The organism is Streptomyces chumphonensis, from assembly GCF_014779715.1.
GTDB classification, from domain to species: Bacteria; Actinomycetota; Actinomycetes; order Streptomycetales; family Streptomycetaceae; genus Streptomyces; species Streptomyces chumphonensis.
In genome coordinates this window covers 265,502-282,961 of record NZ_JACXYU010000005.1, presented here as the reverse complement: position 1 = coordinate 282,961, position 17,460 = coordinate 265,502, and the positions used below count along the sequence as shown (strand labels likewise).

Sequence of the window (17,460 nt, the reverse complement as noted above, 5' to 3'; positions counted from 1 at the left end):
ACCCATCCGGGTGGTCGCCCTTCGGCGTTCCCGCACCCCCACGACCGGGTGGTTTCCGGGATACCCCGGAGTCACCCGCTCGATCGCGCCGCGCTCTCCTTGCCTTCGCGGCTGCCAAGGGTAGGGTGATCACCGGCGTTCGACCCGGCCCCCCCTCGACGGGGTCGGCGGGGTCGGCGAGGGGTGGTCGTTCGGGCCGTCGGCGGCTGCCGTCGCGGGCGTGACCACCGCAACCGAGCGCGGGGCCTTGACGTACGGCCTCCGGGCACGCGATTCTCACAAGCGCCCGAGGTGCCGGGAAGTACCGGTTCGGAGTTCCACGGAACCCGAGGCATGGAATCTCGGTGATGTGGGAAGTCTTGCGGCAGACGCCGAGGGACGGCCGCCAGGCCGGATCGAGACGCCGCGCGAGAGCCGTGCCTACGAGCACAGCAGTACCGAGCAGCAGCACCGAGACAGCACGAGACAGACAACCGAGGAAGAGACTCCCGGAGGGAGAGAGAGGCCCTGCGCCGATCTCCGATGTTCCGCTCTGGACATCAGTGTGCCTTGTGGCTACACTGACCCTTTGCGCTGCCTTATAGCTGCTCCCTGCCCGTCACCAGGGGCACCGGTATGCGCGTAGTGAGTCCGAGCCCTCGGAAGGACCCCCTCTTGGCCGCCTCGCGCAACGCCTCGACCGTCAATTCGAACAACGGCGCCAGCACCGCACCGCTGCGTATTTCTTTTGCGAAGATCAAGGAGCCTCTCGGGGTTCCCAACCTCCTCGCGCTCCAAACCGAGAGCTTCGACTGGCTACTCGGCAACGACGCCTGGAAGGCGCGGATCGAGGCTGCGCTCGACCGGGGGGAGGACGTCCCCACGAAGTCCGGTCTTGAGGAGATCTTCGAGGAGATCTCCCCGATCGAGGACTTCTCCGGGTCGATGTCGCTGACCTTCCGCGACCACCGCTTCGAGCCCCCGAAGAACTCCATCGACGAGTGCAAGGAGCGCGACTTCACGTACGCCGCTCCGCTCTTCGTCACCGCAGAGTTCACCAACAACGAGACCGGCGAGATCAAGTCCCAGACGGTCTTCATGGGCGACTTCCCGCTCATGACGAACAAGGGCACCTTCGTCATCAACGGCACCGAGCGTGTCGTCGTCTCGCAGCTGGTGCGCTCCCCGGGTGTGTACTTCGACAGCTCGCTCGACAAGACGTCCGACAAGGACATCTTCTCCGCCAAGGTCATCCCCTCCCGGGGCGCCTGGCTGGAGATGGAGATCGACAAGCGCGACATGGTCGGTGTGCGCATCGACCGCAAGCGCAAGCAGTCCGTCACCGTGCTCCTGAAGGCCCTGGGCTGGACGACCGAGCAGATCCTGGAGGAGTTCGGTCAGTACGAGTCCATGCGCGCCACCCTGGAGAAGGACCACACCCAGGGGCAGGACGACGCGCTGCTGGACATCTACCGCAAGCTGCGTCCGGGTGAGCCGCCGACCAAGGAGGCCGCCCAGACCCTGCTGGAGAACCTCTACTTCAACCCCAAGCGCTACGACCTCGCCAAGGTCGGCCGCTACAAGATCAACAAGAAGCTCGGCGGGGACGAGCCGCTGGACTCCGGCGTGCTCACCAGCGCCGACATCATCGCCACGATCAAGTACCTGGTGAAGCTGCACGCCGGTGAGACCGAGACGGTCAGCGCCGAGGGTGACGAGATCGTCGTCGAGACCGACGACATCGACCACTTCGGCAACCGCCGCCTGCGCAACGTCGGCGAGCTGATCCAGAACCAGGTCCGCACCGGCCTCGCCCGCATGGAGCGCGTGGTCCGCGAGCGCATGACCACGCAGGACGTCGAGGCGATCACGCCGCAGACGCTGATCAACATCCGGCCGGTCGTCGCCTCCATCAAGGAGTTCTTCGGCACCAGCCAGCTGTCCCAGTTCATGGACCAGACGAACCCGCTGTCGGGCCTGACCCACAAGCGCCGTCTGTCCGCCCTGGGCCCCGGTGGTCTGTCCCGTGAGCGGGCCGGCTTCGAGGTCCGTGACGTGCACCCGTCGCACTACGGCCGCATGTGCCCGATCGAGACGCCGGAAGGCCCGAACATCGGCCTGATCGGCTCGCTCGCCTCCTACGGTCGGGTCAACGCCTTCGGCTTCGTGGAGACCCCGTACCGCAAGGTGGTGGAGGGCGTCGTCACCGACGAGGCCCACTACCTCACGGCGGACGAGGAGGACCGGTACGTCATCGCCCAGGCGAACGCCCCGCTGACCGACGACATGCACTTCGCCGAGGGCCGCGTCCTGGTCCGCCGGCGTGGCGGTGAGGTCGACTACGTCACGGGCAACGAGGTCGACTACATGGACGTCTCGCCGCGCCAGATGGTGTCGGTCGCGACGGCCATGATCCCCTTCCTGGAGCACGACGACGCCAACCGCGCGCTCATGGGCTCGAACATGATGCGCCAGGCGGTGCCGCTGCTGAAGTCGGAGTCGCCGCTGGTCGGCACCGGCATGGAGTACCGCTCCGCGGTCGACGCCGGCGACGTCATCAAGGCCGAGAAGGACGGCGTCGTCCAGGAGGTCTCCGCCGACTACGTCACGGTGGCCAACGACGACGGCACGTACACCACCTACCGCGTCGCCAAGTTCTACCGCTCCAACCAGGGCACCTCCTTCAACCAGAAGGTGATCGTCGACGAGGGCGCCCGCGTCATCGAGGGCCAGGTCCTGGCCGACGGCCCGTCCACCGAGAACGGTGAGATGGCGCTCGGCAAGAACCTCCTCGTCGCGTTCATGCCGTGGGAGGGCTACAACTACGAGGACGCGATCATCCTGTCGCAGCGCCTCGTGCAGGACGACGTCCTCTCCTCGATCCACATCGAGGAGCACGAGGTCGACGCCCGCGACACCAAGCTCGGCCCCGAGGAGATCACCCGGGATATCCCGAACGTCTCCGAGGAGGTCCTGGCCGACCTCGACGAGCGCGGCATCATCCGCATCGGTGCCGAGGTCGAGGCCGGCGACATCCTGGTCGGCAAGGTCACCCCGAAGGGTGAGACCGAGCTGACGCCGGAGGAGCGCCTGCTGCGCGCGATCTTCGGTGAGAAGGCCCGTGAGGTCCGTGACACCTCGCTGAAGGTGCCGCACGGCGAGACCGGCAAGGTCATCGGCGTCCGCGTCTTCGACCGCGAGGAGGGCGACGAGCTGCCCCCGGGCGTGAACCAGCTGGTCCGCGTCTACGTGGCGCAGAAGCGCAAGATCACCGACGGTGACAAGCTCGCCGGCCGGCACGGCAACAAGGGCGTCATCTCCAAGATCCTGCCGGTCGAGGACATGCCGTTCACCGAGGACGGCACCCCGGTCGACGTCATCCTCAACCCGCTCGGCGTCCCGTCCCGGATGAACCCGGGCCAGGTGCTGGAGATCCACCTCGGCTGGCTGGCCTCCCAGGGCTGGAAGGTCGAGGGCAGCGAGGAGTGGATGGAGCGGCTGAAGGCCATCGGTGCCGACGAGGTGGCCCCGGGCACCAACGTCGCCACCCCGGTCTTCGACGGCGCCCGCGAGGACGAGCTGACGGGTCTGTTCGAGCACGCCATGCCCAACCGGGACGGTGACCGCGTGGTCCTGCCCTCCGGCAAGGCCAGGCTCTACGACGGCCGCTCGGGCGAGCCGTTCCCGAAGCCGATCTCCATCGGCTACATGTACATCCTCAAGCTGCACCACCTGGTGGACGACAAGCTGCACGCCCGCTCCACCGGCCCGTACAGCATGATCACCCAGCAGCCGCTGGGTGGTAAGGCCCAGTTCGGTGGCCAGCGCTTCGGTGAGATGGAGGTGTGGGCGCTGGAGGCGTACGGCGCCGCCTACGCCCTCCAGGAGCTGCTGACCATCAAGTCCGACGACGTCACCGGCCGTGTGAAGGTCTACGAGGCCATCGTCAAGGGCGAGAACATCCCCGAGCCCGGCATCCCCGAGTCCTTCAAGGTGCTCATCAAGGAGATGCAGTCGCTCTGCCTCAACGTGGAGGTGCTCTCCTCGGACGGCATGTCGATCGAGATGCGTGACACCGATGAGGACGTCTTCCGCGCCGCGGAAGAGCTCGGCATCGACCTGTCCCGGCGCGAGCCGAGCAGCGTCGAAGAGGTCTGACGGGTGGTCGGGGAGCCGCCGTCGGCGGCTCCCCGGCACTCCCCGGACCCCCGTTCAGACCACCATTGACACGACCCTGAGAGGGATTGACGAGAGTGCTCGACGTCAACTTCTTCGACGAGCTGCGGATCGGCCTCGCCACCGCTGACGACATCCGTCAGTGGTCCCACGGCGAGGTCAAGAAGCCGGAGACCATCAACTACCGCACCCTCAAGCCGGAAAAGGACGGGCTCTTCTGCGAGAAGATCTTCGGCCCCACCCGGGACTGGGAGTGCTACTGCGGCAAGTACAAGCGCGTCCGCTTCAAGGGCATCATCTGTGAGCGCTGCGGCGTCGAGGTGACCCGCGCCAAGGTGCGCCGGGAGCGGATGGGCCACATCGAGCTCGCCGCCCCCGTCACGCACATCTGGTACTTCAAGGGCGTCCCGTCCCGGCTGGGCTACCTGCTGGACCTCGCGCCGAAGGACCTGGAGAAGGTCATCTACTTCGCCGCGTACATGATCACGTACGTGGACGAGGAGCGCCGCACGCGCGACCTGCCGTCGCTGGAGGCCCACGTCTCCGTCGAGCGTCAGCAGATCGAGCAGCGCCGCGACGCCGACCTGGAGGCCCGCGCCAAGAAGCAGGAGACGGACCTCGCCGAGCTGGAGGCCGAGGGCGCCAAGGCCGACGTCCGCCGCAAGGTGCGCGAGGGCGCCGAGCGCGAGATGAAGCAGCTCCGCGACCGCGCCCAGCGCGAGATCGACCGCCTCGACGAGGTGTGGAACCGCTTCAAGAACCTCAAGGTCCAGGACCTGGAGGGTGACGAGCTGCTCTACCGCGAGCTGCGGGACCGCTTCGGCACCTACTTCGACGGTTCCATGGGCGCCGCCGCCCTGCAGAAGCGCCTGGAGACGTTCGACCTGGACGAGGAGGCCGAGCGCCTCCGCGAGATCATCCGCACCGGCAAGGGCCAGAAGAAGACCCGCGCCCTCAAGCGGCTCAAGGTCGTCTCGGCGTTCCTCCAGACGTCCAACAGCCCCAAGGGCATGGTTCTGGACTGCGTGCCGGTCATCCCGCCGGACCTGCGTCCGATGGTGCAGCTGGACGGTGGCCGTTTCGCGACCTCCGACCTGAACGACCTGTACCGCCGCGTCATCAACCGCAACAACCGCCTCAAGCGTCTCCTCGACCTCGGTGCGCCCGAGATCATCGTGAACAACGAGAAGCGGATGCTGCAGGAGGCCGTCGACGCGCTGTTCGACAACGGCCGCCGCGGCCGGCCGGTGACGGGTCCGGGCAACCGGCCCCTGAAGTCGCTGTCCGACATGCTCAAGGGCAAGCAGGGCCGCTTCCGGCAGAACCTGCTCGGCAAGCGCGTCGACTACTCGGCCCGCTCGGTCATCGTCGTCGGCCCGCAGCTCAAGCTGCACCAGTGCGGTCTGCCGAAGGCGATGGCGCTGGAGCTGTTCAAGCCGTTCGTGATGAAGCGCCTGGTCGACCTGAACCACGCGCAGAACATCAAGTCGGCCAAGCGCATGGTCGAGCGCCAGCGCACCGTGGTGTACGACGTCCTCGAAGAGGTCATCGCCGAGCACCCGGTGCTGCTCAACCGCGCGCCGACGCTGCACCGCCTCGGCATCCAGGCCTTCGAGCCGCAGCTCGTCGAGGGCAAGGCCATCCAGATTCACCCGCTCGTGTGCACCGCGTTCAACGCGGACTTCGACGGTGACCAGATGGCCGTCCACCTCCCGCTCTCGGCGGAGGCCCAGGCCGAGGCCCGCATCCTGATGCTGTCCTCGAACAACATCCTCAAGCCCGCCGACGGCCGTCCGGTGACCATGCCCACCCAGGACATGGTGCTCGGCCTCTTCTTCCTCACCAGTGAGGCGGGGGAGCGCGAGGTCGTGGGCGACGGCCGGTCGTTCGCGTCGACGGCCGAGGCGATCATGGCGTTCGACGCCGGTGAGCTGTCGCTCCAGGCCGAGATCGACATCCGGTTCCCGGTGGGCTCCGTCCCGCCGCTGGGCTGGACGCCGCCGGTCCCGGAGGAGGGCGAGTCCGCCTGGCAGCCGGGTGACGGCTTCCGCCTCCGCTCGACGCTCGGCCGGGCGCTCTTCAACGAGCTCCTGCCCGAGGAGTTCCCGTTCGTCAACTACACCGTCGGTAAGAAGCAGCTCTCCCAGATCGTCAACGACCTGGCCGAGCGCTACCCGAAGGTGGCGGTCGCCGCGACGCTGGACAACCTCAAGTCGGCCGGCTACCACTGGGCCACGCGCTCCGGTGTGACCATCGCCATCTCCGACGTCGTCGTCCCCGAGGCGAAGAAGGAGATCATCGCCGGGTACGAGGCGAAGGACGAGAAGGTCCAGAAGCAGTACGAGCGCGGCCTGATCACGAAGAACGAGCGTTCCCAGGAACTGATCGAGATCTGGACCAAGGCGACGAACGAGGTCGCCGAGGCCATGAACGCGAACTTCCCGAAGACGAACGCGATCTTCATGATGGTCGACTCGGGTGCGCGCGGAAACATGATGCAGATGCGGCAGATCGCGGGTATGCGTGGTCTGGTGTCGAACGCGAAGAACGAGACGATCCCGCGTCCGATCAAGTCCTCGTTCCGTGAGGGCCTGTCCGTGCTGGAGTACTTCATCTCCACGCACGGTGCCCGTAAGGGGCTGGCGGACACCGCCCTGCGGACCGCGGACTCCGGTTACCTCACGCGTCGTCTCGTGGACGTCTCCCAGGACGTCATCATCCGCGAGGAGGACTGCGGCACCGAGCGCGGCCTCAAGCTGCCCATCGCCGTCAAGGGCGAGGACGGCGTGCTGCGCAAGACCGAGGACGTCGAGACCAGCGTGTACGCGCGCTGCCTCGCCGAGGACATCGTCGTCGACGGCAAGGTGCTCGGCCCGGCCGGCACCGACCTGGGCGACGTCCTCATCGAGGAGCTCGTCCGGCACGGCATCGAGACGGTCAAGACCCGCTCGGTCCTGACCTGCGAGTCCGCCGTCGGCACCTGCGCCATGTGCTACGGCCGCTCCCTGGCCACCGGCAAGCTGGTGGACATCGGCGAGGCCGTCGGCATCATCGCCGCCCAGTCCATCGGTGAGCCCGGCACCCAGCTGACGATGCGTACCTTCCACACCGGTGGTGTGGCCGGTGACGACATCACCCAGGGCCTGCCGCGTGTCGTCGAGCTGTTCGAGGCGCGCACCCCGAAGGGTGTCGCCCCGATCACCGAGTCGGCCGGCCGGGTGCGGATCGAGGAGACGGAGAAGACGAAGAAGGTCGTCGTCACGCCGGACGACGGCAGCGACGAGATGGCCTACCCCGTCTCCAAGCGTTCGCGTCTGCTCGTGGGCGAGGGCGACCACGTCACCGTCGGCCAGCCGCTGACGGTCGGTGCGGCCAACCCGCACGACGTGCTGCGCATCCTCGGCCAGCGCGCCGTCCAGGTCCACCTGGTCGGCGAGGTGCAGAAGGTCTACAACAGCCAGGGCGTGTCGATCCACGACAAGCACATCGAGATCATCATCCGGCAGATGCTCCGCCGGGTGACGATCATCGAGTCCGGCGACGCCGAGCTGCTGCCCGGCGAGCTGGTCGAGCGGTCGAAGTTCGAGGGCGAGAACCGTCGCGTGGTCCAGGAGGGCGGACACCCGGCCTCCGGCCGTCCGCAGCTGATGGGTATCACCAAGGCCTCGCTGGCGACCGAGTCGTGGCTGTCGGCGGCCTCCTTCCAGGAGACGACCAGGGTCCTGACCGACGCGGCGATCAACGCCAAGTCGGACTCCCTGATCGGCCTCAAGGAGAACGTCATCATCGGTAAGCTCATCCCGGCCGGTACGGGCCTGTCCCGCTACCGCAACATCCGGGTCGAGCCGACCGAGGAGGCGAAGGCCGCGATGTACTCGGCCGTCGGGTACGACGACATCGACTACTCGCCGTTCGGCACCGGCTCCGGCCAGGCCGTTCCGCTGGAGGACTACGACTACGGCCCCTACAACCAGTAGGGCCCACACGTCGCCGTGGGCGGCACTCCCTCGGGAGTGCCGCCCTTCGGCGTTCTCCGGGGGGAACTCCGCGTGACGCCCGGACGTCCTGGATGATAGGAGCCGTACGCTCCGCAACGTGGGGAGGAGTCGGTCGATGTCACTGAACTGGCCGGGAGGCAGCCAGCCTTACGGGGGGCAGCCGTTCATGCGGGCCTCCGACGCCGACCGCGAGCGGGCCGCGGACGTCCTGAAGGCCGGTTACGCCGAGGGGCGCCTGCCCAAGGGGGAGTACGAGGCCCGCCTCCACCGCATCCACGAGGCGAGCACGTACGCCGAGATGCAGCCGCTCATCGCCGACCTCCCGCAGGGCCCGGTGCCCGCACCCGCGCCCGCCCCGTACCAGCGTCCGGCCGAGCCGACGTACCACATCACCCCGCCGCGGTACTCCCCCTATCCGGTGCACCCGATGCGCCGCCCGCCGGAGACGAGCGGGTGGGCGACGGCCGCGCTGGTCTGCGCCTGCCTCGTGCCGGCCGTGTACATCACCGCGCTGCCGGCCGTGATCTGCGGCCACGTCGCGCGGGCCGACATCCGGCGGACGGGCAAGGAGGGCGGCGGCTTCGCGACGGCCGGTATCGTCGTGGGGTACGTCGCCATGGGGTTCGCGGCGCTGATCGCCTTCTTCGCTGTCGCGCTCTCCGTGTGAGCGTTCGCCCCGCCCTCTGGCCGCCGTGCGTGGGGCCCGCTACGGTGAGAGCGCCCGGGTGACGGCGCCCGGGGATTCTGTGCCGCCCGCGCGCGCCGATCGCTTTTGACCGGAGCCGATGCGGTAGGTACGCTCTGACCTTGTGCCTGGGGTGTCCCCTGCGCTGGTTCGTCCCGTTCGCGGACGGCCGCGCGTGACACCAGGATCTGCACTCACTTCTCCCTCCAGAGGAGTCTCCCGCGTCAGTGGGGGGTCTGCAGAATCCGACACACCCGACCGCGTGGGTCGGACAATGTGGCCCAGGTTAGCTTTACCGAGACTGGCACACAGAAACCGGAGAAACTGTGCCTACGATCCAGCAGCTGGTCCGCAAGGGCCGGCAGGACAAGGTCGAGAAGAACAAGACGCCGGCACTTGAGGGCTCTCCTCAGCGTCGTGGCGTCTGCACGCGCGTGTTCACCACCACCCCGAAGAAGCCGAACTCGGCCCTGCGTAAGGTCGCGCGTGTGCGTCTGACCAGCGGGATCGAGGTCACGGCCTACATCCCGGGTGAGGGCCACAACCTGCAGGAGCACTCCATCGTGCTCGTGCGTGGCGGCCGTGTGAAGGACCTGCCGGGCGTTCGCTACAAGATCATCCGTGGCTCGCTCGACACCCAGGGCGTCAAGAACCGCAAGCAGGCTCGCAGCCGCTACGGCGCCAAGAAGGAGAAGTAAGCATGCCTCGTAAGGGCCCCGCCCCGAAGCGCCCGGTCATCATCGACCCGGTGTACGGCACTCCTCTGGTGACCTCCCTGATCAACAAGGTGCTGCTGAACGGCAAGCGCTCCACCGCCGAGCGCATCGTCTACGGCGCCATGGAGGGTCTGCGTGAGAAGACCGGCAACGACCCGGTCATCACGCTGAAGCGCGCTCTGGAGAACATCAAGCCGACCCTTGAGGTCAAGTCGCGTCGTGTGGGTGGCGCCACCTACCAGGTGCCGGTCGAGGTCAAGCCCGGCCGCGCCTCCACGCTCGCGCTGCGCTGGCTCGTCGGCTACTCCCGCGCCCGTCGCGAGAAGACGATGACCGAGCGCCTGATGAACGAGCTCCTGGACGCCTCCAACGGCCTCGGTGCGGCCGTGAAGAAGCGTGAGGACACCCACAAGATGGCCGAGTCCAACAAGGCCTTCGCGCACTACCGCTGGTAGTCGCTACCCCTATCGAGACCGAGAGAAGACTGAAGCCTCATGGCTACCACTTCACTTGACCTGGCCAAGGTCCGGAACATCGGGATCATGGCCCACATCGACGCGGGCAAGACGACCACCACCGAGCGGATCCTGTTCTACACCGGTGTCAGCTACAAGATCGGTGAGGTCCACGACGGCGCTGCCACGATGGACTGGATGGCGCAGGAGCAGGAGCGCGGCATCACCATCACGTCCGCCGCGACGACCTGCCACTGGCCGCTGGACGACATCGACCACACCATCAACATCATCGACACCCCGGGCCACGTCGACTTCACCGTCGAGGTGGAGCGTTCGCTGCGCGTGCTCGACGGTGCGGTGACGGTGTTCGACGGTGTCGCCGGCGTTGAGCCGCAGTCCGAGACGGTGTGGCGTCAGGCGGACCGCTACGGCGTGCCGCGTATCTGCTTCGTCAACAAGCTGGACCGGACCGGTGCCGAGTTCCACCGCTGCGTCGACATGATCGTCGACCGCCTCGGTGCGACGCCGCTGGTCATGCAGCTGCCGATCGGCGCGGAGTCCGACTTCAAGGGCGTCGTGGACCTGGTCCGCATGAAGGGCCTCGTCTGGTCCGCCGAGACGGCCCTGGGTGAGGCGTACGACGTCGTCGACATCCCCGACACGCACAAGGAGGCCGCCGAGGAGTACCGCGGCAAGCTCCTTGAGGCCGTCGCGGAGAACGACGAGGAGATGATGGAGCTGTACCTCGAGGGCCAGGAGCCCACCGAGGAGCAGCTCATGGCCGCCATCCGCCGTGTCACCCTCGCGTCCACGGGCGCCGAGGGCACCACGACGGTCACCCCGGTGTTCTGCGGTACCGCGTTCAAGAACAAGGGCGTGCAGCCCCTGCTCGACGCGGTCGTGCGCTACCTGCCCTCGCCCCTGGACGTCGAGGCCATCGAGGGCCACGACGTCAAGGACTCCGAGCAGGTCATCAAGCGCCGTCCGTCCGAGGAGGAGCCGCTGGCCGCCCTGGCGTTCAAGATCGCCAGCGACCCGCACCTCGGCAAGCTCACCTTCGTCCGGGTGTACTCGGGCCGCCTGGAGGCCGGCACTCAGGTGCTGAACTCCGTGAAGGGCAAGAAGGAGCGCATCGGCAAGATCTACCGGATGCACGCGAACAAGCGTGAGGAGATCGGTTCGGTGGGTGCCGGCGACATCATCGCCGTCATGGGTCTGAAGCAGACCACCACCGGTGAGACCCTCTGCGACGCGTCGTCCCCGGTGATCCTGGAGTCGATGGAGTTCCCGGCCCCGGTCATCCAGGTCGCCATCGAGCCCAAGTCGAAGGGCGACCAGGAGAAGCTGGGCGTCGCGATCCAGCGGCTGGCCGAGGAGGACCCGTCCTTCCAGGTCAACACCGACGAGGAGACCGGCCAGACGATCATCGCGGGCATGGGCGAGCTGCACCTGGACGTGCTGGTCGACCGCATGAAGCGCGAGTTCAAGGTCGAGGCCAACGTCGGCAAGCCGCAGGTGGCCTACCGCGAGACGCTGCGCAAGTCGGTCGACAAGCACGACTACACGCACAAGAAGCAGACCGGTGGTTCCGGCCAGTTCGCGAAGGTGCAGATCCAGGTCGAGCCGCTGGAAGGCGACGGCTACGAGTTCGTCAACAAGGTCACCGGTGGCCGCATCCCCAGGGAGTACATCCCCTCGGTGGACGCCGGCTGCCAGGAGGCCATGGAGTTCGGCGTCCTGGCGGGCTACCCGCTCACGGGTGTCCGCGTGACGCTGCTCGACGGCGCCTTCCACGAGGTCGACTCCTCCGAGATGGCCTTCAAGATCGCCGGCTCGATGGCCTTCAAGGAGGCCGCCCGCAAGGCCAGCCCGGCCCTGCTGGAGCCGATGATGAAGGTCGAGGTCACCACGCCCGAGGACTACATGGGCGACGTGATCGGCGACATCAACTCCCGTCGCGGTCAGATCCAGTCCATGGAGGACCGCGGTGGCGCCAAGCTCGTCACGGGCCTGGTTCCGCTGTCGGAGATGTTCGGCTACGTCGGTGACCTGCGGAGCAAGACCTCCGGTCGCGCGAGCTACTCCATGCAGTTCGACTCCTACGCCGAGGTTCCCCGGAACGTCAGCGAGGAGATCATCGCGAAGGCCCGGGGCGAGTGACGTCGGTTCGCCGTCGTAATCTCACCCCTTAGGCTGTAGCACAACGGCATTCCGGGGCATCCGGCACAGATCGCACACGCGTTCTGGGCCGGAGCCCCGGGTCGCCAGCCCTTAAGAACGAACGGGTCAAGGGCGTCCCCCTCGGGGTCCTGGCTTGTTCGGTACGACCACCTGAACCCTTCCGCAGAAGCGGGGGGCGTACAGCACCAGTCCACAGGAGGACCCCAGTGGCGAAGGCGAAGTTCGAGCGGACTAAGCCGCACGTCAACATCGGCACCATCGGTCACATCGACCACGGTAAGACCACCCTCACGGCGGCCATTACCAAGGTGCTGCACGACCAGTTCCCGGACCTGAACGAGGCTTCCGCGTTCGAGAACATCGACAAGGCGCCCGAGGAGCGTCAGCGCGGTATCACCATCTCCATCGCGCACGTCGAGTACCAGACCGACTCGCGTCACTACGCCCACGTCGACTGCCCGGGTCACGCGGACTACATCAAGAACATGATCACCGGTGCCGCCCAGATGGACGGCGCGATCCTGGTGGTCGCCGCGACCGACGGCCCGATGCCGCAGACCAAGGAGCACGTGCTCCTGGCCCGCCAGGTCGGCGTTCCGTACATCGTCGTCGCCCTGAACAAGGCCGACATGGTGGACGACGAGGAGATCCTGGAGCTCGTCGAGCTCGAGGTCCGCGAGCTGCTCTCCGAGTACGAGTTCCCGGGCGACGACGTTCCGGTCGTCAAGGTCTCCGCGCTGAAGGCGCTGGAGGGCGACGCCAAGTGGGGCGAGTCCGTCATGGAGCTCATGAAGGCGGTCGACGAGTCGATCCCGGAGCCCGAGCGCGACACCGAGAAGCCGTTCCTCATGCCCATCGAGGACGTCTTCACGATCACCGGTCGCGGCACGGTCGTCACCGGCCGTATCGAGCGTGGCGTTCTCAAGGTCAACGAGAACGTGGACATCATCGGCATCAAGCCGGAGAAGACCTCCACCACGGTCACCGGCATCGAGATGTTCCGCAAGCTGCTCGACGAGGGCCAGGCCGGTGAGAACGTCGGTCTGCTGCTCCGCGGCATCAAGCGCGAGGACGTCGAGCGCGGCCAGGTCATCATCAAGCCGGGCTCGGTCACCCCGCACACGGAGTTCGAGGCGCAGGCGTACATCCTGTCGAAGGACGAGGGCGGCCGCCACACCCCGTTCTTCAACAACTACCGCCCGCAGTTCTACTTCCGCACGACGGACGTGACCGGCGTGGTGACCCTCCCCGAGGGCACCGAGATGGTCATGCCGGGTGACAACACCGAGATGAAGGTGGAGCTCATCCAGCCCGTCGCCATGGAGGAGGGCCTGAAGTTCGCCATCCGTGAGGGTGGCCGGACCGTGGGCGCCGGCCAGGTCACCAAGATCGTCAAGTGACCTGACGCTCCCCGGAGCACGCTGAACGTAGGGGCCCGTACGACCGGATGGTCGTACGGGCCCCTACGCGTGTCTATACGACGCCCGTAGCACGCTGTGCTATGGGGCGCTGCGCTGACGGGTGTGAAGGCCATCACGCAGCGAGAGCTCAGGCGCGAGTCCGCAGCGGTCATGAACGCCGTGGAGGAGGGCGAAACCTTCCACATCACCCGGAACGGTGTCGAGGTCGCCGAACTGCGGCCGCTGTGCCGTAGGCGTCGGCTCAGCGCCGAGAAGCTCGTGGCCCGGCACCGGACGCTGCCACGTCTCGACCATCGTGAGCTGCGTCGTGAGGCCGACGAGGTCTTCGGGGACGAGGACGACGTGACCGTCGACCCCTGGACGCGCTCCGGTGACTGAGCGGCACGCCTCCGGGGTGCTCGACACCCGCACGTTCATCGACCTGGGGCTCCTGGACCCGGAGGTTCTGCCCGCCGTGCCCGAGCTGACGGCGATCACCATGGCCGATTTGCGGCACGGGGTTGCCATGACCAAGGACGCCGCCGCCCGTGCGGTCCGGATGGAGGTGCTCGGGGCGGCGGTGGCGGACGTCGAGCCATTGCCGTTCGACGGCGCCGCCGCGGCGCGCTACGGCACCTTGGTGGCGCTGGTGGTCGGTGCGGGCCGCAACCCCAAGCCTCGCCGCATGGACCTGATGATGGCCGCCGTCGCTTCCTCGCAAGGCCTTCCCCTGTACACCCGCAACGGTGCCCACTTCGCGGGCCTGGAAGGGCATGTGACGGTCGTGACGGTGTGACGCCGGCTTCGGCCTCGGCGGGCGTCAGGTCAGTTCGGGGTGGCCGAAGAGGTCGGCGTACCCCGAGGGCAGATCGCTGATCACCTTGTTCAGCTCGCCGCCGCTGACCTGCCCGGCGACGGCCGTCAGGACGGCCCGGCTGTGCCCCTCCGCCTGCTCCTCGGTCTCACCGGTGATCTCCGCGACCCGGTGCACGAACTCGCCCACGCCCCAGTTCTGCGGCGCCGAACCCGCGCCCTCGATCAGCTCGGCGACCGGGTCGGGGAGCTGATCGGCCAGGTGCTCGGCCGTCTCGGGCGGGAGCCGGTCACCGAGGGTGCTGATCACCGCCTCGGTGGCGCGGGCGGCGTCCTCGCGCTCGTACCCGCCGGTCTCGCTCACGGTCATCAGGAACTCGTCGTACGCCATGCGTGCCTCTCTCCCTCCTCGGCGGCGCGGCCCGCGTGGGCCGGGCGGCCCGACCGGCCGGGCCACTCCCGCGCCGAGTTCCCTGCACCCCGTGCAGGCAAACGGGCGACGTCCGCTCAGGACGTTGGGCCGTTCCACAGAGCGGAGTCGTGGTCGAAGTCCGGTGTGACCTCGATGGTCAGCTCGTCGGCGGCGTCCGGAGGCAGGTCGAAGGCGTACGTCGCGACGGATTCGTCCCCCGGCAGCAGCGTGCCCTGCAAGCCCTCGATGCCGGTGTCGAAGACCGGCTCCGCCGTCCGGCCGGACGCGTCCTTGGCGTCCACGACGACGAGGCCCAGATCCTGACGTTCGTCGGTCCCGTTGACGACGGTGACCTCGACCGTCACCGTCTCGTTGCCGGGGGAGTGCCCGGCGGCGGTGTCGGAGGGGGTGTACGGCGTCGGGGAGGACACGGCGACCTCCAGCCCGTCCGGATAGCTCGACGCGTCCCCGAAGGCCAGGGCCTCTTCCACAATCGGTTCCTCGGTGGCGTCTTCCGTGGGCGGGGGTTCTTCCACGCCCGGGGAGGGGGAGGCTGTGGGCGTCGGCTCGACCGCGTCGTCGAGGTCCCGTTCCAGGTCGTCGAAGGCGTTGCTCACGATGACGAGGCCGACGATGGCGAGCACGATCGCCAGCCCGCCGAGCACAGCGCCGACGACCGACATCCTCCCGTTGGTCGCGATGCGCTGCTTCGCGCGCCGCGCCCCCACCACGCCCATGATCAGAGCGATGATGCCGAGGACGGCGGCGAGCCAGAAGAACAGCGGGATGATGCCGAACAGCACTCCGATGATGCCGAGGATCAGCGCCGTGATGCCGAAGCCGTTCCGTGGCGGTTGTGGTCCGCCGGGCCAGCCGGGGCCTCCCTGTCCGGCCGACCACCCGCCGCCCGACCCCGGCGGGCCCTGCGGCGGTGGGGGAGGGTACGGGCCCCCCGGGGAACCTGGGGGTCGGTCCGGGTCCGCCATGGTGCGCACTCCCTTCCGCACGAACTGAGGGGGCGTCGTGCCGAACGTGCGCCGTCATCGCACCGACGTTCCACCGGGCCACTGCCGGGGTCGGGCACGTCCGCGACGCGTCACCTTTCAGCATGCGCCCGCCGCGACGAGCCGTCCAACGCACCGTCGGATCGACCGGACGTCACCGTCCACGGCGCGTCAGGTGAGTTCAAGGCCGCCGTCGGCGGTGAGGATCTGGCCGGTGAGCCAGGACGCGTCCCGGCCCGCGAGGTGGACGATCCACGCGGCGACCTCCTCCGGTTCCCCGCGCCGCCCGAGGGGTATGCGGGCGGCCTCGGCGGCCTTGACCTCCGCGACGTCGGCCTCCGGCAGGCCGGATGCGGCCAGCGCCTCGCTCTCCGTCGGGCCCGGTGCCACGGCGTTGACGCGGACCCCCTCGGGAGCGAGTTCCAGAGCCCAGCTCCGGGTGAGGCTTTCCAGCGCTGCCTTGGACGCCGCGTAGTACGCCGCCCCGGCGGCCGGGCGGTGCCCGAAGGTGCTGGAGACGTTGACGACGGCCCCGCCGACCGCGGTGAGGTGGGGGAGCGCGGCCGCGAGGAGCAGGCCGGGTGCGGTGACGTTGAGGGCGAGCAGCCGCGTCACCCGCTCGGCGTCGGTTCGGGTCGCGGGCATCGCGGCGAAGGCGCCCGCGTTGTTGACGAGGACGTCGAGGCGTCCCCAGCGCCGTACGGCCTCCCGGACGACGGTGTCGGGGGCGTCCACGGCGGTGATGTCGGCGCTCAGCGTCGCGATGCCGGGGTGCGCCTCCGCCGTCGCGGCCAGCGGTTCGGGGCGCCGTCCGACGGCGAGGACGTGCGCGCCCCGCTCGGCGAACGCCCGCGCCGTCGCCCGGCCGATCCCGCTTCCGGCTCCTGTCACGACGACCACGTGCCCGTCCATGCTGCCTCCGTTGTTCGATGTTCTGCGAATGTCGAACAACGTACCATGGTGTCATGAAGGACCCCAGGCACCCGGCCCCCGACGCGATGAGCCTCACCCGCGTGCTGGCCGCGCTCAGCGACCCCGTTCGGCTCGGGGTCGTCCGGCTGCTGGCCGACGGGGCCGAGCTCGGCTGGGGCGAGCTGCGCGCACCCGTCGCCAAGTCGACGCTCAGCCACCACATGAAGGTCCTGCGCGACGCGGGCGTCACCCGCACCCGTCAGGAAGGCACCCGCTGCTACGTCCGGCTGCGCAGCGCCGACCTCGAAGCCCGGTTCCCCGCACTGCTCCCCGCGATCCTCGACGCCGCCGCGACCGACGACGTCGGGGCGGACGTCAGCGTCGCGTCCTGAGGTCGCCTCGACGGGCGTTCCCGGCCCCACGTACGATCCGCGGATGGGCGACGCCACGGGGTTCCGGTACGAGCAGCGGTCCGACGGGACGGTCGTGGTGCTCCACGGCACCCGGAAGGCGGCGACGCTGCGGGGGCCCCGGGCCGACGAGTTCCTCGACGCCGTCACCTCCGAGGACCCGCAGCTGGTGATGGCGCGCTGGACCGGCAACTACCGGCGCGGCAACGAGCGAACCGCCAAGCAGCACCCGCGCAACCGCGCCGGGGGCCGCCCGAGCCGGTGAGCCTCCTCGGCCCGCGCCAGAGGGTGTTTCTGCTACTGCCTCGGCGGAACG

Annotated in this window: 14 protein-coding genes; 11 read left to right on the top strand and 3 right to left on the bottom strand. The window is 68.5% G+C overall.

Annotation, left to right across the window (positions count from 1 at the left end):
- Positions 1–654: 654 nt before the first annotated feature.
- From rpoB to IF129_RS13140, 9 genes are all read left to right on the top strand, one after another.
- Positions 655–4,137, top strand: a complete 3,483-nt coding sequence (gene rpoB / locus IF129_RS13180; RefSeq protein WP_191209780.1) for a DNA-directed RNA polymerase subunit beta — start codon at positions 655–657, stop codon at positions 4,135–4,137.
- Positions 4,138–4,232: 95 nt separating this feature from the next.
- On the top strand, positions 4,233–8,132 hold the full coding sequence (locus IF129_RS13175) for a DNA-directed RNA polymerase subunit beta' (RefSeq protein WP_191209873.1): 3,900 nt from the start codon (positions 4,233–4,235) through the stop codon (positions 8,130–8,132).
- Between the two features lie 136 nt (positions 8,133–8,268).
- Positions 8,269–8,820 (top strand): DUF1707 and DUF4190 domain-containing protein, encoded by a 552-nt coding sequence (locus IF129_RS13170; RefSeq protein WP_224754859.1) that lies wholly within the window; start codon positions 8,269–8,271, stop codon positions 8,818–8,820.
- A 344-nt stretch (positions 8,821–9,164) separates the two neighbouring features.
- Positions 9,165–9,536, top strand: coding sequence for a 30S ribosomal protein S12 (gene rpsL / locus IF129_RS13165; protein ID WP_003948652.1), 372 nt, complete (start codon positions 9,165–9,167; stop codon positions 9,534–9,536).
- Positions 9,537–9,538: 2 nt separating this feature from the next.
- Positions 9,539–10,009, top strand: coding sequence for a 30S ribosomal protein S7 (gene rpsG / locus IF129_RS13160; protein WP_191209779.1), 471 nt, complete (start codon positions 9,539–9,541; stop codon positions 10,007–10,009).
- A gap of 39 nt (positions 10,010–10,048) precedes the next feature.
- Positions 10,049–12,172 (top strand): elongation factor G, encoded by a 2,124-nt coding sequence (fusA, locus tag IF129_RS13155; protein WP_191209778.1) that lies wholly within the window; start codon positions 10,049–10,051, stop codon positions 12,170–12,172.
- Positions 12,173–12,399: 227 nt separating this feature from the next.
- Entirely contained in the window at positions 12,400–13,593 is a 1,194-nt protein-coding gene (tuf, locus tag IF129_RS13150) for an elongation factor Tu (RefSeq protein ID WP_191209777.1), read from the top strand.
- A gap of 123 nt (positions 13,594–13,716) precedes the next feature.
- Positions 13,717–13,992: a type II toxin-antitoxin system Phd/YefM family antitoxin gene (locus tag IF129_RS13145; protein WP_191209776.1), complete on the top strand. Its 276-nt coding sequence runs from the start codon at positions 13,717–13,719 to the stop codon at positions 13,990–13,992.
- Positions 13,985–14,389: a type II toxin-antitoxin system VapC family toxin gene (locus IF129_RS13140; protein WP_191209775.1), complete on the top strand. Its 405-nt coding sequence runs from the start codon at positions 13,985–13,987 to the stop codon at positions 14,387–14,389. Before IF129_RS13145 ends, IF129_RS13140 begins: the two co-directional genes overlap by 8 nt.
- 24 nt (positions 14,390–14,413) lie before the next feature.
- Here the strand turns inward: IF129_RS13140 and IF129_RS13135 are convergent, their stop codons facing one another.
- The 3 genes from IF129_RS13135 to IF129_RS13125 all read right to left on the bottom strand — a co-directional run bounded on the left by IF129_RS13135 (position 14,414) and on the right by IF129_RS13125 (position 16,734).
- Complete coding sequence (locus IF129_RS13135) at positions 14,414–14,797, bottom strand: DUF2267 domain-containing protein (protein ID WP_191209774.1); 384 nt, start codon at positions 14,795–14,797, stop codon at positions 14,414–14,416.
- Positions 14,798–14,913: 116 nt separating this feature from the next.
- Positions 14,914–15,621 (bottom strand): DUF4190 domain-containing protein, encoded by a 708-nt coding sequence (locus IF129_RS13130; RefSeq protein ID WP_191209773.1) that lies wholly within the window; start codon positions 15,619–15,621, stop codon positions 14,914–14,916.
- 372 nt (positions 15,622–15,993) lie between these two features.
- A complete protein-coding gene (locus IF129_RS13125; protein ID WP_191209772.1) occupies positions 15,994–16,734 on the bottom strand; it encodes an SDR family NAD(P)-dependent oxidoreductase in 741 nt (246 codons plus the stop codon).
- A 53-nt stretch (positions 16,735–16,787) separates the two neighbouring features.
- On the opposite strand from IF129_RS13125, the gene IF129_RS13120 reads away from it, so the two are divergent.
- Complete coding sequence (locus tag IF129_RS13120; RefSeq protein WP_191209771.1) at positions 16,788–17,126, top strand: ArsR/SmtB family transcription factor; 339 nt, start codon at positions 16,788–16,790, stop codon at positions 17,124–17,126.
- Positions 17,127–17,169: 43 nt separating this feature from the next.
- Positions 17,170–17,409, top strand: a complete 240-nt coding sequence (locus tag IF129_RS13115; RefSeq protein ID WP_191209770.1) for a hypothetical protein — start codon at positions 17,170–17,172, stop codon at positions 17,407–17,409.
- The last annotated feature ends 51 nt before the right edge of the window (positions 17,410–17,460 follow it).